The sequence below is a fragment of the Pseudomonas sp. Q2-TVG4-2 genome (assembly GCF_013620795.1).
Classification (GTDB): Bacteria; Pseudomonadota; Gammaproteobacteria; order Pseudomonadales; family Pseudomonadaceae; genus Stutzerimonas.
Genome location: NZ_LGLW01000002.1, coordinates 227,230 through 247,738 on the forward strand (window position 1 = coordinate 227,230; position 20,509 = coordinate 247,738).

At 62.3% G+C, this 20,509-nt stretch carries 24 protein-coding genes; 20 read left to right on the top strand and 4 right to left on the bottom strand.

Going from position 1 to position 20,509, the window contains the following annotated elements:
* Positions 1–165 precede the first annotated feature (165 nt).
* From H3028_RS06120 to H3028_RS06200, 17 genes are all read left to right on the top strand, one after another.
* Positions 166–1,551 carry a sigma-54-dependent Fis family transcriptional regulator gene (locus H3028_RS06120; protein ID WP_181296212.1) on the top strand — a complete coding sequence of 462 codons (1,386 nt, stop codon included), beginning with the start codon at positions 166–168 and terminating at the stop codon, positions 1,549–1,551.
* Positions 1,552–1,592: 41 nt separating this feature from the next.
* On the top strand, positions 1,593–1,913 hold the full coding sequence (gene fliE / locus H3028_RS06125; protein ID WP_181296169.1) for a flagellar hook-basal body complex protein FliE: 321 nt from the start codon (positions 1,593–1,595) through the stop codon (positions 1,911–1,913).
* A gap of 20 nt (positions 1,914–1,933) precedes the next feature.
* Positions 1,934–3,610 carry a flagellar basal-body MS-ring/collar protein FliF gene (gene fliF, locus H3028_RS06130; protein ID WP_181296170.1) on the top strand — a complete coding sequence of 559 codons (1,677 nt, stop codon included), beginning with the start codon at positions 1,934–1,936 and terminating at the stop codon, positions 3,608–3,610.
* Positions 3,582–4,649: a FliG C-terminal domain-containing protein gene (locus tag H3028_RS06135; RefSeq protein WP_045160130.1), complete on the top strand. Its 1,068-nt coding sequence runs from the start codon at positions 3,582–3,584 to the stop codon at positions 4,647–4,649. The genes fliF and H3028_RS06135 overlap by 29 nt, the downstream gene beginning before the upstream one ends.
* 6 nt (positions 4,650–4,655) lie before the next feature.
* Positions 4,656–5,354 (top strand): flagellar assembly protein FliH, encoded by a 699-nt coding sequence (fliH, locus tag H3028_RS06140; RefSeq protein ID WP_045160131.1) that lies wholly within the window; start codon positions 4,656–4,658, stop codon positions 5,352–5,354.
* A gap of 1 nt (position 5,355) precedes the next feature.
* Positions 5,356–6,687, top strand: coding sequence for a flagellar protein export ATPase FliI (gene fliI / locus H3028_RS06145; protein WP_168422552.1), 1,332 nt, complete (start codon positions 5,356–5,358; stop codon positions 6,685–6,687).
* Positions 6,684–7,109, top strand: coding sequence for a flagellar FliJ family protein (locus H3028_RS06150; RefSeq protein WP_168422551.1), 426 nt, complete (start codon positions 6,684–6,686; stop codon positions 7,107–7,109). Before fliI ends, H3028_RS06150 begins: the two co-directional genes overlap by 4 nt.
* Before the next feature lie 200 nt (positions 7,110–7,309).
* Complete coding sequence (flgM, locus tag H3028_RS06155) at positions 7,310–7,585, top strand: flagellar biosynthesis anti-sigma factor FlgM (protein ID WP_168422550.1); 276 nt, start codon at positions 7,310–7,312, stop codon at positions 7,583–7,585.
* Positions 7,582–8,022 carry a flagellar protein FlgN gene (gene flgN, locus H3028_RS06160; RefSeq protein ID WP_168422549.1) on the top strand — a complete coding sequence of 147 codons (441 nt, stop codon included), beginning with the start codon at positions 7,582–7,584 and terminating at the stop codon, positions 8,020–8,022. The genes flgM and flgN overlap by 4 nt, the downstream gene beginning before the upstream one ends.
* 459 nt (positions 8,023–8,481) lie before the next feature.
* Positions 8,482–9,804, top strand: coding sequence for a flagellar filament capping protein FliD (gene fliD / locus H3028_RS06165; RefSeq protein ID WP_181296171.1), 1,323 nt, complete (start codon positions 8,482–8,484; stop codon positions 9,802–9,804).
* Positions 9,801–10,199, top strand: a complete 399-nt coding sequence (gene fliS / locus H3028_RS06170; RefSeq protein WP_181296172.1) for a flagellar export chaperone FliS — start codon at positions 9,801–9,803, stop codon at positions 10,197–10,199. The genes fliD and fliS overlap by 4 nt, the downstream gene beginning before the upstream one ends.
* On the top strand, positions 10,183–10,506 hold the full coding sequence (locus tag H3028_RS06175) for a hypothetical protein (protein WP_168422546.1): 324 nt from the start codon (positions 10,183–10,185) through the stop codon (positions 10,504–10,506). The genes fliS and H3028_RS06175 overlap by 17 nt, the downstream gene beginning before the upstream one ends.
* Complete coding sequence (locus H3028_RS06180) at positions 10,503–11,684, top strand: flagellar hook-length control protein FliK (protein ID WP_181296173.1); 1,182 nt, start codon at positions 10,503–10,505, stop codon at positions 11,682–11,684. The genes H3028_RS06175 and H3028_RS06180 overlap by 4 nt, the downstream gene beginning before the upstream one ends.
* A gap of 36 nt (positions 11,685–11,720) precedes the next feature.
* Positions 11,721–12,182 carry a flagellar basal body-associated protein FliL gene (gene fliL / locus H3028_RS06185; protein WP_181296174.1) on the top strand — a complete coding sequence of 154 codons (462 nt, stop codon included), beginning with the start codon at positions 11,721–11,723 and terminating at the stop codon, positions 12,180–12,182.
* Between the two features lie 10 nt (positions 12,183–12,192).
* Positions 12,193–12,927, top strand: a complete 735-nt coding sequence (locus tag H3028_RS06190; RefSeq protein WP_168422543.1) for a FliA/WhiG family RNA polymerase sigma factor — start codon at positions 12,193–12,195, stop codon at positions 12,925–12,927.
* A 4-nt stretch (positions 12,928–12,931) separates the two neighbouring features.
* Entirely contained in the window at positions 12,932–13,804 is an 873-nt protein-coding gene (gene motA / locus H3028_RS06195) for a flagellar motor stator protein MotA (RefSeq protein WP_168422542.1), read from the top strand.
* Complete coding sequence (locus tag H3028_RS06200) at positions 13,801–14,712, top strand: OmpA family protein (protein WP_181296175.1); 912 nt, start codon at positions 13,801–13,803, stop codon at positions 14,710–14,712. Before motA ends, H3028_RS06200 begins: the two co-directional genes overlap by 4 nt.
* A 331-nt stretch (positions 14,713–15,043) precedes the next feature.
* On the opposite strand, the gene H3028_RS06205 is transcribed toward H3028_RS06200, so the two are convergent.
* The 4 genes from H3028_RS06205 to flgA form a co-directional block, all read right to left on the bottom strand.
* Positions 15,044–15,526, bottom strand: a complete 483-nt coding sequence (locus tag H3028_RS06205) for a hypothetical protein (RefSeq protein ID WP_181296176.1) — start codon at positions 15,524–15,526, stop codon at positions 15,044–15,046.
* On the bottom strand, positions 15,523–16,392 hold the full coding sequence (locus tag H3028_RS06210; RefSeq protein WP_181296177.1) for a transcriptional regulator: 870 nt from the start codon (positions 16,390–16,392) through the stop codon (positions 15,523–15,525). Before H3028_RS06210 ends, H3028_RS06205 begins: the two co-directional genes overlap by 4 nt.
* A 344-nt stretch (positions 16,393–16,736) precedes the next feature.
* Positions 16,737–17,615, bottom strand: a complete 879-nt coding sequence (lafA, locus tag H3028_RS06215; RefSeq protein WP_181296178.1) for a lateral flagellin LafA — start codon at positions 17,613–17,615, stop codon at positions 16,737–16,739.
* A 463-nt stretch (positions 17,616–18,078) separates the two neighbouring features.
* A complete protein-coding gene (flgA, locus tag H3028_RS06220; protein WP_309109528.1) occupies positions 18,079–18,813 on the bottom strand; it encodes a flagellar basal body P-ring formation chaperone FlgA in 735 nt (244 codons plus the stop codon).
* Between the two features lie 169 nt (positions 18,814–18,982).
* On the opposite strand from flgA, the gene flgB reads away from it, so the two are divergent.
* Genes flgB through H3028_RS06235 form a run of 3 tightly spaced genes read left to right on the top strand, consistent with a single transcriptional unit; the run spans position 18,983 to position 20,461 of the window.
* Positions 18,983–19,348, top strand: a complete 366-nt coding sequence (flgB, locus tag H3028_RS06225; protein WP_181296180.1) for a flagellar basal body rod protein FlgB — start codon at positions 18,983–18,985, stop codon at positions 19,346–19,348.
* A gap of 4 nt (positions 19,349–19,352) precedes the next feature.
* Positions 19,353–19,781, top strand: coding sequence for a flagellar basal body rod protein FlgC (flgC, locus tag H3028_RS06230; RefSeq protein WP_168422535.1), 429 nt, complete (start codon positions 19,353–19,355; stop codon positions 19,779–19,781).
* Positions 19,781–20,461, top strand: a complete 681-nt coding sequence (locus tag H3028_RS06235) for a flagellar hook capping FlgD N-terminal domain-containing protein (RefSeq protein ID WP_168422534.1) — start codon at positions 19,781–19,783, stop codon at positions 20,459–20,461. The genes flgC and H3028_RS06235 overlap by 1 nt, the downstream gene beginning before the upstream one ends.
* Positions 20,462–20,509 lie beyond the last annotated feature (48 nt).

Here is a 20,509-nt window from a genome sequence, read left to right on the forward strand (position 1 = left end):
TTTCGGGGCAGTCGGCTGTCGATACTCAATCTCGTTCGGCGAGTTGGACAGACAAGGCGACGGAAGTTCCGGAAAGCTTAAATCTTTTTTTTATCGAAATCCGGCGTTGTGTTCGAACGGCGTATCAGCGCCAAGGTGGTCCCATTGAAAAGTGTCAGTCATGCAATGAACTACTCATGCGAAGAGCTTTTTGCTCCAGCGCCGGCACGCAAGAAAATCGTTATTGTCGGTAATACCACCGAGGCGGGCGGCGAATTCCTCAACGCCGGTTTGCGCAAGGAAGGCTGTGCGGTCTTTTCTTATACCGGTCTTAATGATCTGGATAACGCCGCGCTGAAAGACGCATCGCTGGTTTTCGTATTCATCGGCGGCGTGGCAGAACAAGCCTTATATGCGCAGGTTGATTCGCTGATGCGGCGTGGCCGCAATGTCAGTGTTATTCCGGTCGTGCAATACGCGGATCAGCAGAAGGCCGCCGCGTTACTTGAACTGGGTTGTGTCGATTACCTGTTGTCGCCGTTCAGCGAAAGTCAGCTCAGCGCCCTGCTGCGCCGCCAGGAGTTCGCCGATGCCGCCCAGGAAAGCTTCGTTTCATGCTCTCAGGCCGGCCGTCGTTTGCTGGCCATGGCCCAGCGCGTCTCGCTGACCCGCGCGCCGATTCTGATCACCGGCGAAACCGGTACCGGCAAGGAGCTGATGGCGCGTTACATCCATCGGTTCTCGGCCAGCGCCGATGCACCCTTCATTGCGGTGAACTGCGCGGCCATCCCCGAGCAAATGCTCGAATCGATCCTTTTTGGTCATGAGAAGGGCGCCTTTACCGGTGCGGTGGCGGCCCAGCCGGGCAAGTTCGAACTGGCCAACGGCGGCACGCTGCTGCTCGACGAGATCGGCGAACTGCCGCTGGGTCTGCAGGCCAAGCTGTTGCGCGTGCTGCAAGAGCAGCGTGTGGAGCGCCTCGGTGGGCGCAAGGAGATCGAACTCAACGTACGCATCATCGCCGCAACCAACCGCGATCTGCAGCGGGAAGTGGCCGAGGGGCGTTTCCGCTCCGACCTGATGTTCCGTCTCGACGTGCTGCCGCTGCACATCAGCCCGCTGCGCGAGCGCAGGGATGACGTACTGCCGCTGGCCCGCCGTTTCGTTGCCAAGTACGCGCCGCAGGAAGCCGGTGAAGAGCTGTTCACCGCCGAGGCCTGCCGAGCATTGCTGCAACACGACTGGCCGGGCAACGCCCGCGAGCTGGAAAACACCGTGCAACGCGCCCTGGTGCTGCGCAACGGTCTGTTCATCCAGCCCCAGGATCTGGGTCTGGCGGCGCCGGCGCAGGCCGAAGTGCGGATGGAAAAACCGCAGGTGCTGTCCGCCGAGACCGGCAAGGCCGCGCTGCGTGCCAGCGGCAAGTGGGCCGAGTACCAGCACGTGATCGACACCATTCGCAAATTCGACGGACACAAGTCCAAGGCCGCGGCGAGCCTCGGTATGACTTCGCGCGCCTTGCGCTATCGCCTCAATGCCATGCGTGAGCAAGGCATTGAGCTGAATTTCTGATTTCAGACACTTTTGATTGCGGATACAGGGGAGAGCCAGCGATGAGTTCAATCATGCAGGTGCAGCAGGATTTGCTGGGCCGGATGCAGCAACTCGCGGAGGTTGCCGGGAGCCCGGCGATCAAACCGGCGAGCCAAGCGGCCCCCGATGCGGGAGGCCTGTTCATGGCCGCGATGCGTTCGGTGGATACCCAGCAGCATCAAGCGAGCACGGCGATGGCGGCGGTCGACAGCGGCAAGAGCGATGACCTGGTCGGCGCGATGATCGATAGCCAGAAGGCCAGCGTGTCGTTTTCCGCGTTGCTGCAGGTGCGCAACAAACTGACCTCGGCGTTCGATGACGTCATGAGAATGCCGCTTTGATCGGGCGTGAGAGCTAAAACGTGTTGCAGAAAATCAAAAGCAAGCTACCCGCCGGTGGCCTCCAACTCGATCCGCGAGTAACCCTCGCCGGCATGGCGGTGATCGCCGCTGCGCTGGCTGTGGCCGTGGCCTTCTACCTGTGGCGCGACAGCGGCTCGTTCCGCCCGCTGCATGGTGCCGGTGAGTCCTTCCCGGTCGCCGAAGTGATGCAGGTGCTCGACGGCGAGGCGGTGCAGTACCGCATCCACCCGCAGAGCGGGCAGATCCTGGTGCGCGAGGATCAACTATCCCATGCGCGCATGCTGCTTGCCGCCAAGGGTGTGAAAGTGGCGCTGCCGGCCGGCTATGAGCTGTTCGATAAAGAAGAGCCTCTGGGTACCAGTCAGTTCGTGCAGGATGTGCGCCTCAAGCGCAGCCTGGAAGGCGAGCTCGCCCGTACCGTGATGTCGCTCAAGGGCGTGCAACATGCCCGCGTGCACCTGGCGCAGGAAGAGAACAGCTCCTTCGTGATCAGCAAGCGCGCGCCAACCAAGGCGTCGGTGATGTTGCAGCTGGAGCCCGGCTACAAGCTGGGCGCCGATCAGGTCGGTGCCATCGTCAATCTGGTCGCCGGCAGTGTGCCCAACCTCAAGCCCGAAGATGTCGGCGTGGTCGATCAGTACGGCGCGCTGCTGTCGCGCGGGCTGAATGTTGGCGGTGGTCCGGCGCAGAACTGGCAGGCTGTCGAGGATTACCAGCAGAAGGCCGTTGCCAATATCGAGGAAGTGCTGGCACCGGTGCTGGGCAACGGCAACTACCGCATCAGCGTCGCCGCCGATATCGATTTCAGCCAGAAGGAAGAAACCGTCCAGTCGTTCGGCGAAACCCCACGCCTGCGTCGCGAGGTGCTGAGCAACGAAAGCGCGCTGGATCAACTGGCGCTGGGCATTCCCGGCTCGCTGGCCAACCGCCCGGTAGCCCCTCCGCAGGAGGGCGAGGAGCCTCCGGTCAAGGGCGAAACCAAGGGCGCCACCTCGCTGCGTGAGGAGTCGACCCGGCAGCTTGACTACGACCAGAGCGTGGTTCACGTGAAACACGCCGGCTTCACCCTGCGCCAGCAGAGCGTGGCGGTGGTGCTAAATGCTGGTGCCGCGCCCGAAGGTGGCTGGAGCGACGAGGCTCGCGCTGAGCTTGAGGCCATGGTGCGCAGCGCGGTGGGCTTCCAGCAGGCGCGTGGTGACTTGCTGACCCTCAGCGTGCTGCCTTTTGCCGCGGTGGAAACCGTTGCGCAAGAGGTGCCCTGGTGGGAAAACAGCCAGGTCCACGCGTTGGCCAAACTGGGCGTTGCTGGCCTGATCGCGTTGTTGCTGTTGCTGATCGTGGTACGCCCCGCCGTGCGCAGCCTGACCCAGCGCAACACCCCGACCGAGCCTGAGGCGGTTGCGCTGGAAGGCGCCCTGCCGGCAATGCCGGCGCCGGCCCCGATCGAAGCCGAGATGCGAGCAGCCCTGGCCAGCCCGCGGGCCAGCGGCGATGGCATACATATATTCGGCGAGCTCAACCCGCTGTCCGAGATTCGCCTGCCAGCGCCCGGTTCGGGCCTGGAGCTACAGATCGAGCACCTGCAAATGCTCGCCAAGAACGACCCGGAGCGTGTTTCGGAAGTCATCAAGCACTGGATAGGCCGCAATGAAAGAGAACTCAACCCAGCCAGCTGAGTCGGCTACCGGCTCAAGCAAGGAGATCAAACCGCGTCCGGTACAGCTGCGCTCGGTGAGCTCGCTGGACCAGGCGGCCATCCTCATGCTGAGCATGGGCGATGACATCTCCGCCGGCATCCTGCGCAACTTCTCCCGCGAGGAAATCATCAGCATCAGCCAGGCCATGGCGCGCCTGTCCAACGTCAAGCAGCCGATGGTGTCCGACGTGATCAGCCGCTTCTTCGACGATTACAAGGAGCAGAGCAGCATCAAGGGCGCGTCGCGTACCTACTTGTCAGGCATGCTCGGCAAGGCGCTGGGTGGCGACATCACCCGCTCGCTGCTCGATTCGATCTATGGCGAGGAGATCCGCGCCAAGATGGCCAAAATGGAATGGCTCGATCCGAAGCAGTTCGCGGCGCTGATCGCCAAGGAGCACGCGCAGATGCAGGCCGTGTTCCTCGCGTTCCTGCCGCCGGGCATGGCCACCGACGTGCTCGAGTGCATGCCGGCTGAGCGCCAGGACGAGCTGCTCTACCGCATCGCCAACCTCAACGAGGTCAACAGCGACGTCATCGCCGAGCTCGAGCAGCTCATCGATCGCAGCCTGCAGGTGCTGTCGAACCAGGGCTCACAGGTGCGCGGCGTGAAGCAGGCGGCGGACATCATGAACCGCTTCAAGGGCAATCGTGACCAGATGTTCGAATTGCTGCGCGCCCACAACGAAGAGCTGGTGAGCAAGATCGAAGACGAGATGTATGACTTCTTCATTCTCTCCCGGCAGAACCAGGATGTGCTGCAAACCCTGCTGGAAGTGATTCCGCTGGAAGAATGGGTGGTCGCCCTCAAGGGCGCCGAGCCGGAGCTGGTCCGCGCGATTCAGGGCGCGATGCCCAAGCGTCAGGCGCAGCAGATGGAATCGATCAACCGTCGCCAGGGCCCGGTGCCGCTGTCGCGGGTCGAGCAGGTGCGCAAGGACATCATGGCGGTGGTCCGCGAGATGTCTACCGATGGCGACCTGCAGGTTCAGTTGTTCCGCGAACAGACGGTCGAGTAAGCGCCGATGAGCATCAAGATCATCAAGGGCGAAGGCCGCTCCTGGCGCCCGTTCCGCTTTCCGCCACGGGTCAGAACCGCGGCAGAGCTGGCGGACAGCGTTGCCGGCGACCCGGCCGCGCTGCAGCGCGCTGTTGCCGATGGCTTTCAGGAAGGCATCGACAAGGGTTACGAACAGGGTCTGGAGCAGGGCCGTGAAGCCGGTCACCGTGAAGGCTTCGAGCGTGGGGTGGAGGATGGCAAGGCGATCGGCCGAGAAGAGGGCCGCGCCCTGGGTCGCCAGGCTTTCGACCAGGCGGCCCGGCCGATGGACGATCTGGTCGAGCGCTTCGAGCGCTTTCGGCAGGAATTTGAACAAGCGCGTCGTGAGCAGCTGCTCGAGCTGGTGCAGAAGGTCTCCAAGCAGGTGATCCGCTGCGAGCTGACCCTGCATCCGACGCAATTGCTGTCGCTGGCCGAGGATGCCCTGGCAGCCATGCCCGGCGATCAGGACGATGTGCGCATCCTGCTCAACCCCGAAGAATGCAACCGGATCAAGGAGTTGGCGCCCGAACGCGCCGCTGCATGGCGTTTGGTGCCGGACGACAAACTCGCCCTCGGCGAATGCCGTGTGATCACCGCCGAATCGGAAGCCGACATCGGCTGTCAGCAGCGTCTGGATTCGTGCATGGATACGCTGGCCGAACACATCAGGGCAGAGGGCTGATATGTCCCTGCGCGAGAGCTTCCGGCTCGACGAGGCATTGCGCTCGCTGGATACGGTGCAGCTGGCCAAGGTCAGCGGCCGGCTGGTGCGGGTGTCCGGCATGCTGCTGGAAAGCCTCGGCTGTCAACGCATGACAGGGCAGCGCTGCTTCGTCGAACAGGGCGACGGCAGCATGCTCGAAGCGCAGGTCGTGGGCTTCAATCGCGACATCACCTATTTGATGCCCTTCAAGAAACCCGTCGGGTTGACCTCCGGCTCCCGCGTGTTCCCAGCGCCGGACGACGCCAAGCTGCACATCGACGAATCCTGGTTGGGGCGGGTAGTCAACGGTCTCGGCGAGCCGCTGGACGAAATGGGCAAGCTCAGCGGGCGTGACCCGCTGCCCACCGAGCTGCCCTCGGTCAACCCGCTCAAGCGCAAGCCGGTAAGCGAACCGCTGGACGTCGGGGTGCGGGCGATCAATGCCATGCTCACGCTCGGCAAGGGCCAGCGCGTCGGCCTGTTCGCCGGTTCCGGCGTCGGTAAGAGCGTGCTGCTGGGCATGATTACGCGGCAGACCAAGGCCGACGTCGTAGTGGTCGGGCTGATCGGCGAGCGCGGCCGCGAAGTGCAGGAGTTCCTGCTGCATTCGCTGGGCGAAGAAGGCTTGAAAAAAGCCGTGGTGGTGGTCGCGCCGGCCAATGAATCGCCGCTGATGCGCCTCAAGGCCACCGAGCTGTGTCACAGCATCGCCGCCTATTTTCGCGACCAGGGCAACGATGTGCTGCTGCTGGTCGATTCGCTGACCCGCTATGCCATGGCCCAGCGCGAGATCGCCCTGGCGCTGGGTGAGCCGCCGGCGACCAAGGGCTATCCGCCGTCGGTGTTCGGCATGCTGCCGGAACTGGTGGAAAGCGCCGGCAACGGCGCCAATGACAATGGCAGCCTCAGCGCGCTGTATACGGTGCTCGCCGAAGGCGACGACCAGCAGGACCCGATCGTCGATTGCGCGCGGGCGATTCTCGACGGCCATATCGTGCTGTCGCGGCGCCTGGCCGATGCCGGCCATTACCCGGCCATCGACATTTGCGCCTCGGTCAGCCGCTGCATGAGCCAGGTCAGCCAGCCGCCGCACCTGGGCGCTGCGCGCCAGCTCAAAGAGTTCTACAGCACCTACGAGAAGATCAGGGAGCTGATCCCGCTGGGTGGTTACAGCCCGGGTGCGGACATCAAGACCGATCGCGCCGTGCAGCTGGCGCCCACTATCGAGCGCTTCCTGCGCCAGGAAGTGGGCGAAGCGGCGGAGCTCGAAACCAGCCTCACCATCCTGCAGAGCATCATCAGGAAACCATGAAGCAGCAGATCGAAACGCTCACGCGCCTGGCCAGCCTGCGCGGCAACCGGGTCAAGCAGATGCTCGGCCAAGTTCAGTATCAGCAGAACCTCTGCCAGCGCTATCGCAACAACATTGCTGGCTTGAGCCGTCTCTGTGGCTTTAGCGTGCCGATGAATACCCCGCTGCAGCGCGACAACCAGCAGCGCTACAAGGCCACGCTGTACAAGATGGTCGAACTGCAGCGCCGTGAACTGGCCGTGGCCGAGCAGGCCTTAGGACGCATCCAGCAGGAGTTGATGCAGGCCATGCGCAGCGAGAAGGTCGTCGAGCATGTGATCGACGCGAAGATGCAGCAGTGGCAACAACTGCTGGCCGCGCAGGAGCAGAAGATTCAGGATGGTTTGGCGGCGCAGAGCTGGTGGCGGAACCGGATCGCCTAGGAGCATCGGTCGCTTCGGCCCGGCATTGTAGGCGCCCGCTTGCTGGCGATCATGGGCTTGCGCCACGGCGGATCGCCAGCAAGAGCTCGGCGACGAGGACCCGCCCCGTACCACTCGTCCGTGCGTTTGCAAAAAAGATTTAAGTTATCCGCCCGAGCGGTCGCTTGTTAGGCAGTAACCACCGAGTTGGAACGAAAATCATGGAAATCAGCCGGCACTTCAAGCCCGCCTCCGTCACCCCTACCGAGCTCGCCTCGGTTCGTCAGGCCTCCGCCCGTCCCGCTGCCCAGCCGGCGGCCCGTCAGGCCGAAAGCCTGCCGCTGGAGCAGATGCACGAAGCCTTGCGCGCCATGCCCGAGGTCGATCTGGATCGCGTCGCGGCGATCAAGCAGGCCCTGCAGCGCGGCGAGATCAGCACCAATCCGGGCGAGCTGGCGGGCAGTATGCTCAGCTATCACCGCGGGAATGATGCGTGAACCAGCGTGACAAGCTGCTGACGGTTGTCGATGACGATCTGCAGCAGGACTGTGGCGACTACCTCGCCCTTCGCGAACTGATGCAGGCGCTCTACGGTCACCTGCTGGAGCGCGACGTTCCTGAGATCGATCGCATCAATTTGCAGATCACCGTTCGCGTCGAAGCCATCGCCGCGCGGGCACAGCGCCGCAGCAAGGTGCTGGCTGCCTTCCGCCTCGAGCCGACCGGTGTCGGCATGCGCCGCCTGCTCTCCAGCTGCTCGGGTGAGCGCGGCGAATCGTTGCAACAGCACTGGCAGCAGGTCGGCGACCTCGCCATGCAATGCCAGCAGTTCAACGAACGCAACGGCAAACTGCTCGCTATGCACCACGACATTCTGCAACAGCTGCTTGCTGGCGGTCAGGACGCACGGCTCTATTCGCCGCAGGCGTACTGAGGCAAAAAAAGCGCCCCCGTACTCTTATGAAAATGCTCAGGCCTGTGGGTCGCCAGCAAGCTGGCGCCTACGGGGGCGGCTGTCGCATCCGCCTGTTCTGACATCAATCCGCACGCCGCCCGGCAGGTTTGGCACTGATCATCGAAGCACACGCTGCTTTTCGTAGGCGCCAGTTCGCTGGCGATCGAGGTTTGCAGGCGCAACTCTGTCTGGGCACCACTTCGCCTTTCTGGCGAAGAATTAATCCTTTTCGGTCGCCGCTTTAACTAGCGCGCCTCTGACGTCGCCTTTACCGAGAGATGCTCCGCCATCGGCACAGGCGGAAACGGCCTTTCCCCGTTTCCTCGTCACGTCGCGTTGCGGAAGCCTTTTTTCTGCATGGTTGCCGTCGAATGCCCCTATACGGGCTTTCCCGACCTGGCATCCATTTTGCTCTACCAAACATAAGAGGGGATGGTGATGGCTATAAATTCCGATTACGTACAGCAGATGTCGACGCAGTTGGCCACCTACGAAGTTCAGTCTTCGATGGATCGGCTTAACCGCAACGAGCTGCGCTACCAAACTCAGCGTGACGCGTTGAGCGCGCTGCGCACTGCCCTGAGTACGTTCAAATCGGCGGTCACTAAGCTCAACGGCGGCAGTTCGAGCATGCTGGTCAACAGCGCGACCTTCAGCAACGACGGTTATGCCACTGCGACTGTCGGCACCACGGCGCAGCCCGGCAGCTACGATTTCTTCACCGAACAGCTGGCCAGTGCCCATCAAGTCGCGCTGAACGGGCTCACCTCGGCCGACATCGGCACAGGGACGCTCACAATCGGCCAGGCGGGCGCTTCGTTCGACATCGACCTGAGCACCATCGACAGCGATGGCGATGGCAGCAACTCGCTGGACGAGCTGGCGGCGGCTATCAACAACCATGCGGCCAACACTGGCACGCAGGCGACCCTGGTGCGCAGCAATGGGGAAGTCTCGCTAGTGCTGTCCAGTGAGGCGAGCGGCGCGGCCAACGCGATCACCGTAAGCAGCACGGGCACCAGTGCCGGGCTGGACGCCTCCATCACCAATATGCTCGAACTGACCAAGGCACAGGATGCCAAGGTGCGTCTCGGTGGTGAGACCGGCATGCTGCTGACCAATTCCAGCAATACCTTCGACAATGTGATCGAGGGCGTCAGCGTGACGTTCACCAAGACCCATGCAGCCGGCGAGCAGCCGTTGAACATGGTGATTGGTCAGGACAAGACCGCGACCAAGACCCAGGCACAAACCTTCGTCGATTCGTTCAACGCGCTGATGACCAGCTTCGACAGCCTGACCGCCAGCGGCAACGAAACCGCGAAGCGCGGCCCGCTGGCTGCCGATTCCAGCGTGCGCTCCATCGAGAGCCGCCTCAACGGCCTGCTGCGGACCGATTTCGGTGGCAACAGCCTGATCGACTTCGGCATCAGTTCCGACCGCAACGGCAAGCTGGTCATCGACGCCAAGCGCTTTGACGCTGCCGTGGCAGCCGACCCGGCAGGTTTCGAGGCGCTGTTCACCGGCAAGGACAACCTGCTCGACAGTATCGACAAGACCGTCACCAGCTACACCAGCACGACCAACGGCATGCTGAAGAACCGCATGGACTCGCTGGATATGAGCCTGCGCCGTGTCGACGAGCAGTTCGAAAACCTGCAACAACAGTACGACACGCACTACAGCCGCTACCTCAAGCAGTTCACCTCCATGATGCAGACCATGCAGACCATGGAACAGACCTACGGATTGTTCGGATGAGCACTTATCTCCAAAACGACAGTTACGACAGCTACCGCTCGGTAGATCTGGAGGCCCGCGCGGCCTCCGCTTCGCCTTACGAGCTGGTGCTGGTGCTGATGGATGGCCTGCTTGACGAGCTGGCCCGTGCCCGTGGCCATATCGAGCACAAGCGTTATCAGCAGAAGGGCGCTTCCCTGGAGAAGTGCATGAACATCCTCAACGGTCTCAATGGCGCCCTCGATGAAGAGGGCGGCGGCGAAGTCGTACAGGGGTTGGCGCGCCTCTACGAGTACTGCATCTACCGCCTCTCCGACGTCAGCGTGACGCTGTCGCTCGAGGGGCTGGATGAAGTGGTCAACCTGCTCGGCATTCTCCGCGAAGGCTGGGAGGGCGTCAGTGCCGCCCGTAAGTGATTGCGACCGCCTGACCGCGCTGCACGAGCAGCTGCAGCAGGCGTTGCAGGCCAGCGACTGGAACGCCGTGGCGAAGGTGGACGGTGATATTCGCCGCTGCCTCGAAGCGCTGCCTCGGCAGCACGAGCTCGACGAGTCAACGCTTGCCGCCAAGCAGCTACTCAAGCAGCTCCATGGCGAAGGTGTGCAAGCCTGCGCCGATGAATGTGAGCGTCTGCGCCTGCTGCTGTTACACCACCTCGAGTACGCCGAAGGGCGTGCCGCCTACCAGCGCATTGACATGTTCCAAGCCGGAGAGAGGGGATGATCCAGTCGATTTCAGCCACGCGCGCAGCCGGCGCAAGCGCCGAGTCCGCGCTGCCAACGCCGGTACGCGCTGCCAACGGCGGCCAGCCCGCCGCTGGCCGACAGCTGACAGGCGACACCATGCGTGGTTTCGGTGAGCGTATGCAGCTTGCATCCAGCGAAAGCGAGGCTCTGCCGGGCGGGCTGCCTGCGGCCTTGTTGCAAGGCGCACTGCCGGCCCCGGCAGCCGAGCAGGGACAGGTCATGCAGCTGGGCGGCACCGCCACCCAGGGCGCCGAGGCCCCGCAAGAGCTGACCCCCGAACAATGGCTGCTGGGCATGATCGATCAGCAGCTGGCCGAAATTCAGGCCCGTGATGCGGGGCGACTGGGTGCGACATCTGATCCGGTCCCGCAGGCGCTGCCAGAAGCTGTCGTACCGCCGGCGGAGGAACTGCTCGCCTGGTTGCCAGGGCAAGCCCCGGTTGCTGATCAGCCGTTCGAGAACACACAGGCCGAGCGGCTGCAAGCTCTGATGACAGGTAGCTTTCAGCGCCAAGTCGCCGAAGCGAACCGGGTCATGCCGGCCATGCCGAAACCCACCGTCGAGGTGAGCCTGGCACTGCCCGCAGTCGCACCAGCGCTGGCCGAGGCCTTGCCGACAGCCTCGCTGGAGCCGCTGCTGAGCGCGGCCGAGCCGCTGGAAGGCGGGGAGCCGCTGACCAGCACGGTCGAGCGTGGACAGACGACGCCGGCCCAGGCGGCTGATCGTGCGCTGAAGCTTCAGGCGCCGGAGACCAAGTGGGGCGAGCAGATGCTGCATGCGCTGCGTGAGAACGTCGATCTGCAGATCCAGCAGAAGATCCAGAGCGCCACCATCCGCCTCGATCCGCCAGAGCTGGGCAGCATGGAAATCATGCTCAGCCATGAGTCGGGCCGGCTGAACGTTCATCTGTCCGCGGCGAACGCCGATGTGGCGCGACTCCTGCAACAGAGCAGCGACCGCCTGCGCCAGGAACTGGTGGGGCAGCACTTCGTGCAGGTCAACGTGCAAGTGGGTGCCGACAGCGGCGGCCAGCAGGGCCAGCAGCGCCAGCGCGCGGCGCTGGCCGGTGAGGAGTTGCCTTTGGCGGCGCGGCCGCACGAGCAGGAACAGAGCCGGGAGAGCGGTCGCCTCCGGGATGTATTGATCACGGTTTGACCCGAATCAACCTAATTAGCCAATTGTGAGTGTGTTATGTCGACGCCCCGTCTCGTCCTGCTGATGCTGCTGCTCAACGTCCTGACCGTTGCCGGTGGCGTCGGTGTCAGTTACTGGCTGCTCAAGCCCGGCCTGGAAGGCACTGCCTCTGAAGAGACGGCAATGGCTGAGCCGGTCGTGCCCTCCGAATACGTGTTCTTCCCGGTGGAAAAGGTCATCGTCAGCGTGCGTGGCGACGGTCGCGAGCACTACTTCGTGCTGGACCTCGCCTTGCAGGCGGATGCTTCCGACGAGCCGAAGCATTTCGAACAGGCCGAGCCCATCGTGCGTAACTCGGTGGTGGGTTACCTGTCATCGCTGCCATTCGAAGAATTGCGTGGGTTGAAAATCAGCGATCTGCAGAAGCGTCTGGAAACGGTCCTGTTCGCCGACTTCGCCAGCAAGAACGCAGCGGTGCCCTTCAAGCACGTGCTGGTCAACAAGCTGATCGTGCAATAAAGGCCCCGCCATGAGCGCCACTTGCCCCATCGACTACTACGGCGCCACGCCGGCCGCGCCATCGGTGTTCGCGCCGGCGGTCGAGCAGCGCTGGCTGATGCAGTATCTGCCGCTGGTCAAACGCATCGTCCGGCAGCTTTCCCTGCAGGCCAACCAGGTGCTCGACCGCGAGGACATGGAGCAGATCGGCATGATGGGGCTGCTTGAGGGGCTGCGGCGCTATGGCGAGCCGGATGAGCAGTTCGGTAAGTTCGCCTCCCTGCGCATTCGGGGTGCGATCCTTGACGAATTACGCCGTCAGGATTGGCGTCCGCGCCAGGTTCGGCAGCAGGCGCACAAGGTACGCGATGCGATTCGTGACCTGTCGCGCCAGCTAGGCCACGAGCCCAGCGACGAAGAAATCAAGGCGCACACCGGGCTGGGCGAAAAGGATTATCAGGACTTCCTCTGGGCCGACTCGTCCGAAGCCATCGAAAGCCTCGATGAGTTGTTGCAGAGCGGCCACGAGCATTTTCCCGACACCACCGAGCTGTTCGAGGAGCGCCTGATCAAGGAGCGCGTGCTGGAACAGGCGCTGGCGCGCCTGGACGAACGCGAGCGGCTGGTGCTGACGCTGTATTACCAGCACGAATTGAGTTTGAAAGAGATTGCCCTGGTGCTGGAAGTCAGCGATGCCCGGGTCTGCCAGCTGAGCAAACAGGCGATTGGTAAGGCCTGTCGCTTCCTAACCGAGAAGAGTCAGTAACGTCATGCAGAAAGTAATAGGTGCATTCATCATCATTGGCGCCGTGCTTGGCGGCTACGCTATGGCGAATGGCGACATGCGCATGCTCTGGCAGCCGGCCGAGGTGGTCATCATCCTAGGTGCCGCACTCGGCAGCCTGGTGGTGGGCAACCCCAAGGAAGTCCTGATCGAGATGCTGCACCAGATCAAGGGCGTCTTCGCCTATCAGCGTCGCGGTGAGGAGTTCCAGCGCCAGCTGCTGATGCTGCTCTATGAGCTGCTGGAAATGGTCGATGTCGGTGGTCTCAAGGTACTCGATTCGCATATCGAGGAGCCGGAGCAGAGCGATCTTTTCGTCCGCTACCCGCTGATCCTGCAAGAACGTAACCTGATGGCATTCATCGCCGACAACTTCCGGCTGATGGCCATGGGCAAGATTACCGCCCACGAACTGGAAGGGTTCCTCGAGCAGGAGCTCGAAGCCATGGAGCACGCTTTGCTGCAGCCGGCGCGTTCCCTTCACAAGATCGGTGAGGCCATGCCCGGCTTCGGCATTCTCGCCGCGATCATGGGCATCATCATCACCATGGGCAGCATCGGCGGCAGCGTTGCGGAAATTGGCGCCCACGTGGCGGCGGCCCTGGTTGGCACCTTCCTCGGCATCTTCTTCTGCTATTGCCTGATGGATCCGCTGTCCAACGCCATGTCGCAGCGGATCAAGACCGAGCTGTCGGCGCTCGAATGCGTTCGCACCACGCTTGTCGCTCACGTCGCAGGCAAGCCCACGCTGCTGGCAGTGGACGCGGGTCGCAAGTTGATCGAACAGGACGTCAAACCCGCCTTCCGTCAGCTGGAAAAGTGGGTGACCCTGTATGAGGAAGAAAGGGACGCCGCATGAAAAGCAGGGGCAAGGGCGGCGCCGGAGGCGAGCACGAGATCATCATCAAGCGCCGTAGCAAGAAGGGCCACGGCGACGAGCATGGCGGTGCCTGGAAGGTGGCCTTTGCCGACTTCACCCTGGCGATGATGGCGCTGTTCATGGTGCTGTGGATCATCCAGCCGCAAATGGAGAAATCCAACCCGTCGTACGGCGAGATGGAAAGCAATCCGCTGGTCGATGGCGGCGCGGGGATCTTCGACGGCACCAGCCGGTCGCCGCTGGAACTCGACGGGATGCCGGTGCGTCCGCCTCAGGCCGAAAACACAGAGGATAGCGAGTCGAAGCGCGAGCAAGACGGCAGCCACAACTATGGTTCGACCGAGGAACTTAAAAAGCTCGCCGACCTGATGCGCCAAGTCGCCAGCGAAGTCGACGCTCTGGCCAACCTCGAAGTGGATGTGGTCCCGCAGGGGCTGCGCATTTTGATCAAGGATGACCAGCAACGCTTCATGTTCCAGCGCGGCAGCGCCACGCTCAATCCGCATTTCCAGAAGCTGCTAGGCGTACTCGCCGGCGTCCTGGAAAAAGTGGATAACAAGCTGATCATCAGCGGCCATACCGATGGCACGCCCTATAGGCAGAAGAACGGCTACAACAATTGGAATCTGTCCGGCGATCGCGCTCTGCGCGCGCGCAATGCCCTGGTCGATGCCGGCCTGGCTGAGCGCTCGGTGCTGCAGGTGACTGCGCAGGCCGACGTCATGCCACTGCACCCCGAAGACCCACAGAACGGCGCCAACCGCCGGGTGGAAATCTTGCTGCTGACCGCCTCGGCCGAAGCGCTGTACAAGGAGCTGTTCGGCGACAGCTACGGCCAGGTGCGCTTCTCCGAAAGCGGGGCGAGCTATAACGGAAAGGGCAGCTAAGGTCTAGCGGCTGTGCTACGTGGGCCATCGGCGGGTTGCACCCGCCCTAGTCTTTAACAGTGGTTCGCGAGCAAGCTCGCTCCTACGGGTGTGCACCGGCTACGCCTTTATAGGAGCCAGGGGACGCCGAGTTTTTTTGCTGGCGGTCGATGGGGCCGGTGCGGCCAGATCGCCAGCAAGCTGGCGCCTACGGACTCGATAAGTTCGCAGCCGGAAAGCCCGCCTGGGTCGGGGGCGAATCTAGCCCATGCTGGGCTGTCGCTGCCTTTGTAGGAACAGGGGGACGCCGAGTCCTGCTGGCGACCGGAAGCCCAATTAGAAAACGCGTGCTTCAGCCGCGGTGAGGGTGATCGTCGGCGCAGTAGACCTGCTGGGTTTCGACACCGTATAGGCAGGCACCGACCTGTTCGAGCGTAATCCGGGCGCCCTTGTGAGAGCCGTAGAACAGGTTGAACATCAGCTCGTCGTCCAGCTGATCCTGCGGTCCCAGCCCATGAACCTGGCCTTCTTCCACCACCAGCGATGCCCGGCCCAGCAGATCCGTCTCCAGCCGTCCGGACGCCTCGACGATTGCCGGCGAGTTGCGGGTCATCGAGTAAAAACGGCCTTTGTTGAAGACCAGGCTCTGACTGACTTTGACCGTTGTACCGTCGCTCAGCAGGACGTGTCCGCTAGAACTGTAGCGACCGTCGAACTTGGTCGAGGTATTGCCACTGGTGCCCATCGCCACGAACGCCCATAGCAGCAGCGCGGTGGGTACCATCACTCGCAACATGCGCTTGCCTACCGCACCGGCTTCGTTCTGGCTGTTCATTGGAGGCACCCTTGTAGATGGTTGCTGGGAATCGTCTGGATCTGGCTCTTGTGAACCTTCAACCAATTGACCCGGCCGTCGCCCTGCAGGCAACGAATCTCATAGAAACCCGGGGACATATTGACGATCAGTCGGGTCGACTCGGTACTCATATCACCCATCGTATCGACCAGCAGTTGTGTTTCCTTAACCAGCGAATCGAGCATCCGCTGACTCTTTTCCACATAGAGCACTTCGAGACCGTTCAGATCGAGCCTCTGTGTGAAGGACGGCGTTGGTGTGCTGGCCAGGCGAAAGCCGAGGGTCGCCAGCCCCAGCAATACCATCATGCCGGTGCCGGCAAGAGCAGCGACCTGCCATGAACGAGCGCGTCGTGCTGGTTTGGCCGCGCTTTGCGCTGCCGTCGTGCTGGGTGCAGGCAGTTCCATCAGCAGGGTGGCCGGCGCCTCGGCAACGGGCGCGGGCACCTCAGTGATCGCCGGAGCTGCTTCGTCGACGACCAGGTATTGCGGATTGAACAGGTAGCCCCGTCGTGGCAACGTCTGGATGATCTGGTTGCGGCTGTCGAACAGTGCCTGGCGCAGGGTGTAAATCTGCTGATTGAGACTGCCCTGGCCGACGACCCGCCCTTCCCAGGCGTAAGCCATCAACTCATCACGGGACACGACCTCGCCGGGGACTTGCAGCAGGCGCTCGAGTACGCGGCTGCCGGAAAAACCGAGGTCCAGCCTCTCTTCACTTTCTTCATGTTTCTGCACGAGTTGGTAGCGAGCTGGCTCGAAACGAGCAGCACAACCGTCTCGGCCAGTTTTCAATAGGGGGCAGATGAGGGCATCGGTGGCCGAGGGGGACAAAGATGAGGTCATGAGCGCCTGACTCGAAGAGGAAAGAGAACTTCCGGTGTGATGAGGTTCGCATACCGGACGGCGGCATATTGGCGTCGTTTTTTTGATACTACAAGCCGATTGCTACAGGAAAGTGCCGAACGGACACTGCCTAAACCCATGCCAAGATCGTTGCCGATAGGCATATATACGGCTTGAAACGGCATAAGAGGGATTAATCGGGCATATCTTGTGTATGGGCGGTCCCGGCAAAAGGTTCGCCGTTGGTCGGAAGTAAAATTTCCTTCACCCGAAAAACAAAAAAGCCCCGAACCAGTCGGGGCTTTTCGAGGCCGGTCGTTGCGACCGGCAGTGGTGCGTGCGGCTTAGCCCAGCAGGCCCATGACCATGCCTGGCATCTGGCCAGCTTGCTTGAGCATGGAGATACCCGACTGCATGAGCATGGAGTTCTTGCTCATGTTGGCGCTTTCAACGGCGAAGTCAGCGTCCATGATCCGGCCCTTGGCCATCTCGGTGTTGTCCTTCATGTTGGCCAGGTTGTTGGAGACGTGGCCCAGACGGTTGATGGTGGCACCGAAGGTGGCACGCAGCGAACCGATATCGTTCAGGGCGGTAGCCAGGGTGTCGATCATGCCGTTAGCGCCAGCTTCGGTAGCGATCTCGGTACCAGCAAGGCCTGGAGCCGTGTAGTTGGTCGACAGACCATCAAGTGTTGTACCCAGCGCGGCGGATTTGGCAGTGGCGTCGAGGGTCAGCTTCTCGGCAGTGGTGGAACCGATCTGGAAGTTCACCGCGGCTGCGCCGAACTTGCCGGTTGCGCCGGTCAGGCCAAACAGCTTATCGCCTGCATAGCTGGTGTTGGTCATGATGTTGGCCAGTTCTTTGCCCAGCTCATCATATTCGGATTGCAGCGCGTCGCGATCAGCCTGGGCGTTGGTGCCGTTGGCGGATTGGGTGGCCAGGTCCTTCATGCGCTGCACGATGTCGGTCATTTCACCGAATGCGCCTTCAGCGGTCTGCAGCATGGAGGTGGCATCGCCAGTGTTACGCATGGCAACGCCCATACCGCGGCTCTGCGCGTTCAGACGGGTGGCGATCTGCAGGCCAGCGGCGTCGTCGGCAGCGGAGTTGATGCGCAGGCCGGTGCCCAGGCGCTGCTGGTTGGTCGACAGAGCGCTGTTGAACTTGTTCAGGCTGGTGTTGGTGGTCAGTGCGGAATAGTTAGTGTGAATGGACAGAGCCATGATGATCATCCTTCGTGCGATTGGGCTGTTAGGAGCTGGCTTGACTGCCTGCTGAAAAGGTAAGGCGACAACACGGAGCGAAGGATTAAATCCTGACGTCAAATATTTTTATGATCTGCCTGTAGGAGGCGCGCCCCGCTGAGAACGCACGCCTATTAACCGCGAAATAAAAGATTCGCCAGGGCGGGCCTTCCAGCACAACTCACTAAAGCCAAAGCCAAAGCCAAAGCCAATGCACATTGCGTAAGCCTCGGCCGCTCCGCTTCGGTGGGAGGCGCGCCCCGCGGCGAAGACGAGCTCTCTGCCGGCTAAAAGCTAAAAAGCTTCGCCCCGGGGCGGGCCTCCCACAAAAGCAGGGCAAAAGCTCCGCCCCGGGGCGGGCCTCCCACAAAAGCAGAGTAAAAACTGCCCCCGCCCCGTTTGCGTAGGCGGACCTCGCGATGGTTTCGCGGTTGGCGGCGCTTCAGAACGTACTCGTAACAACCCCTTCTTCTATCACCTTCGCATCGATCACTTTGCCGCTGCGCGTGTTGCGCACGCGGATGACGTCGCCGGGCTGGCCGTCGCCCAGGGCTTCGCCGGAGGCGGACGCTTCGATGCCGTCGTTGCTGGCAACGATCTTTACCGGCTCCCCGCGTTTGACCGCCATGGCCTGCTCCAACAGCGATGGAGTGATGGTCTGGCCTGCGCGGATACGGCGTTTGGCGGCCATGCCGATGACTTCATCCAGGCGGTTGTAATAACCGCGCCGGGCCTTGGCGATGTTGATGCGCTCCAGCCGGATATCGCCGGGGCGAATGGTCTGGCCACGGTCGATGATCCCCTCGGCGTGTACGGCGGGCAGGAACACGTGCGCCTGCGCGGTAGCGTTCAGCGACCAGCCGGGCGTGTCCGGGCAATTGATCTGCAGTTGCTGGCGCTCCATGGCCGAGGGCGCATCGCCGGTGGCACGTATCTGCAGGACGTTCGCGCAAGGCGGCAGGTTGGCAGTGCTCGCCGGTAGGTTGGTTTCGTAGCGCAGCTGCATGCTCTGCCAGCCCTGGCGCTCCGCCTGCCGTTCGAGCATCGCGCGCACATGATTTTCCAACGCCTGTTGCACTTGTGCGGTGGCGTCCCCGTGCGCCTGGGTAGCACCGGCCAGCATGAGCAGGGCGGCGACGAACCAGGCGGAAACGGCCTTTCCGCTTCGCTTGTCCAAGACCTTTCGATGCGGAAGGCGGGGCTCTGATGGGGCGCTGCAGTTGAAGTAATTAGTCATGTAAAACAGCCAGTTACCTACGTTCGATGGTTCGGCACGGATTCTGCAGACACTCCTGCAAAGCTGCGGACTGTCATTCGGTCCGCTCGTGCTGCAAAGGTATCGGTGAATGAGTATACGGATTGATGACGCCCTGGGCGTTCACGAACGCGCGCTGGGTTTGCGCATGCAACGCAGCGAGATTCTCGCGGCGAACCTGGCCAACGAAGACACCCCGGGCTTCCAGGCACGGGACATCGACTTCAGCAAGGAAATGCAGCGGCTGCAAAGCGCTACATCGCCGCGCATGAGCCTGGCCGGCACCGATCCAAAGCTGCTATTTCGCGTTCCTGGGCAGGCTTCGCAGGACGGCAATACCGTCGAGCTGTCAACCGAGCAGGCGCAGTTCTCGCGCAATTCCATGGATTTCCAGACCAGCCTGACCTTCGTCACGATGAAATTTCGTGGCTTGAAGCAGGCCATCGAGGGACGTTGAAGTCATGTCATTCGATTCGATCTACCGCATCGCCGGCTCGGCCATGAACGCGCAGACCGTGCGCCTCAATACCGTGGCGAGCAACCTGGCCAACACCGATTCGGCGGCCAACAACGCCGCCGATGTTTATCAGGCACGCAAGCCGATGTTCGCCGCCGTGTACGAGAACAACTCGCTGACCCGGGGCGTGGGCCTCGGCGGTGCCCATGTACAGGTGCTCGACGTGGTCACCTCCGGCGCCGAACCCAAGCGCCGTTACGAACCAGGCAATCCGCTGGCTGACGGTAACGGCTACGTTTACTACCCCGACATCAACGAGATCGAAGAGATGACCGACATGATGTCGGCCACACGCAGTTTCGAGACCGGCGTCGAGGTGCTCAACCGCGTGAAAAGCATGCAGCAGAGCCTGCTCAGACTTGGAGATTCCTGATGACTACAGTCAATGCGAGCCAGGGCAGCGGCTTGTCCGGTAGCGGCACAGAGCAGATCAAACAAGCGGTGAACGTCAGCGATGCCACGCAGATGGAGAACAACTTCATCAGCCTGATGGTCGCGCAGATCAAGTATCAGGACCCGACCAAGCCGGTCGACAGCACCGAGTTCCTCAATCAATTCTCGGCAATGTCGCAGGTCAAGAGCATGGAAAACCTGGCGACCCTGGCGCAGAACAATCTGGTGCTGACCGACAACCTGCAGACCCTGACCGCTGCTGGCCTGGTCGGCCAGCAGGTGAGCGTGGCGGTTGAATCGCTGGACTTGAGCGGGCAGACCGTCAGCGGTCAGTTCGATTTGACCCATGCATCGACTCGCACCGCGTTGCTGTTGACCGATTCCAACGGCACGCAGACCCGTATCGAGCTGGGCGCGCAGTCCGCCGGTAAGGTCCCCTTTGTGATCGATCCGGCCAAGCATGGCCTGCGCGACGGTCAATACAGCGTCAGCATCGAATCGGAAAACGGCGAATTCCCGCAGGTGGAAGTCGCCGGCCAGGTCTCCAACGTGCGCGTCAGTGCCGAGGGGCCGGTGCTTCAGGTTCAGGGCGTCGGTTCGGTGCCCTTCTACAACATCCTTGAATTCGCCCAGGCCGACGCTGGGCTGCTCGGCGGCTGAGCCTCGCGGTTCGCCAGTCCTCATTTCAACTTACGTATCGAGATCAGC

Bases quoted from the DNA above. Each gene is read 5' to 3' on its own strand.
- H3028_RS06120 (WP_181296212.1), top strand. From the start codon at position 166: ATGAACTACTCATGCGAAGAGCTTTTTGCTCCAGCGCCGGCACGCAAG.
- fliE (WP_181296169.1), top strand. From the start codon at position 1,593: ATGAGTTCAATCATGCAGGTGCAGCAGGATTTGCTGGGCCGGATGCAG.
- H3028_RS06135 (WP_045160130.1), top strand. From the start codon at position 3,582: ATGAAAGAGAACTCAACCCAGCCAGCTGAGTCGGCTACCGGCTCAAGC.
- fliH (WP_045160131.1), top strand. From the start codon at position 4,656: ATGAGCATCAAGATCATCAAGGGCGAAGGCCGCTCCTGGCGCCCGTTC.
- fliI (WP_168422552.1), top strand. From the start codon at position 5,356: ATGTCCCTGCGCGAGAGCTTCCGGCTCGACGAGGCATTGCGCTCGCTG.
- H3028_RS06150 (WP_168422551.1), top strand. From the start codon at position 6,684: ATGAAGCAGCAGATCGAAACGCTCACGCGCCTGGCCAGCCTGCGCGGC.
- flgM (WP_168422550.1), top strand. From the start codon at position 7,310: ATGGAAATCAGCCGGCACTTCAAGCCCGCCTCCGTCACCCCTACCGAG.
- fliD (WP_181296171.1), top strand. From the start codon at position 8,482: ATGGCTATAAATTCCGATTACGTACAGCAGATGTCGACGCAGTTGGCC.
- fliS (WP_181296172.1), top strand. From the start codon at position 9,801: ATGAGCACTTATCTCCAAAACGACAGTTACGACAGCTACCGCTCGGTA.
- H3028_RS06180 (WP_181296173.1), top strand. From the start codon at position 10,503: ATGATCCAGTCGATTTCAGCCACGCGCGCAGCCGGCGCAAGCGCCGAG.
- fliL (WP_181296174.1), top strand. From the start codon at position 11,721: ATGTCGACGCCCCGTCTCGTCCTGCTGATGCTGCTGCTCAACGTCCTG.
- H3028_RS06190 (WP_168422543.1), top strand. From the start codon at position 12,193: ATGAGCGCCACTTGCCCCATCGACTACTACGGCGCCACGCCGGCCGCG.
- motA (WP_168422542.1), top strand. From the start codon at position 12,932: ATGCAGAAAGTAATAGGTGCATTCATCATCATTGGCGCCGTGCTTGGC.
- H3028_RS06200 (WP_181296175.1), top strand. From the start codon at position 13,801: ATGAAAAGCAGGGGCAAGGGCGGCGCCGGAGGCGAGCACGAGATCATC.
- H3028_RS06205 (WP_181296176.1), bottom strand. From the start codon at position 15,526: ATGAACAGCCAGAACGAAGCCGGTGCGGTAGGCAAGCGCATGTTGCGA.
- H3028_RS06210 (WP_181296177.1), bottom strand. From the start codon at position 16,392: ATGACCTCATCTTTGTCCCCCTCGGCCACCGATGCCCTCATCTGCCCC.
- lafA (WP_181296178.1), bottom strand. From the start codon at position 17,615: ATGGCTCTGTCCATTCACACTAACTATTCCGCACTGACCACCAACACC.
- flgB (WP_181296180.1), top strand. From the start codon at position 18,983: ATGAGTATACGGATTGATGACGCCCTGGGCGTTCACGAACGCGCGCTG.
- flgC (WP_168422535.1), top strand. From the start codon at position 19,353: ATGTCATTCGATTCGATCTACCGCATCGCCGGCTCGGCCATGAACGCG.
- H3028_RS06235 (WP_168422534.1), top strand. From the start codon at position 19,781: ATGACTACAGTCAATGCGAGCCAGGGCAGCGGCTTGTCCGGTAGCGGC.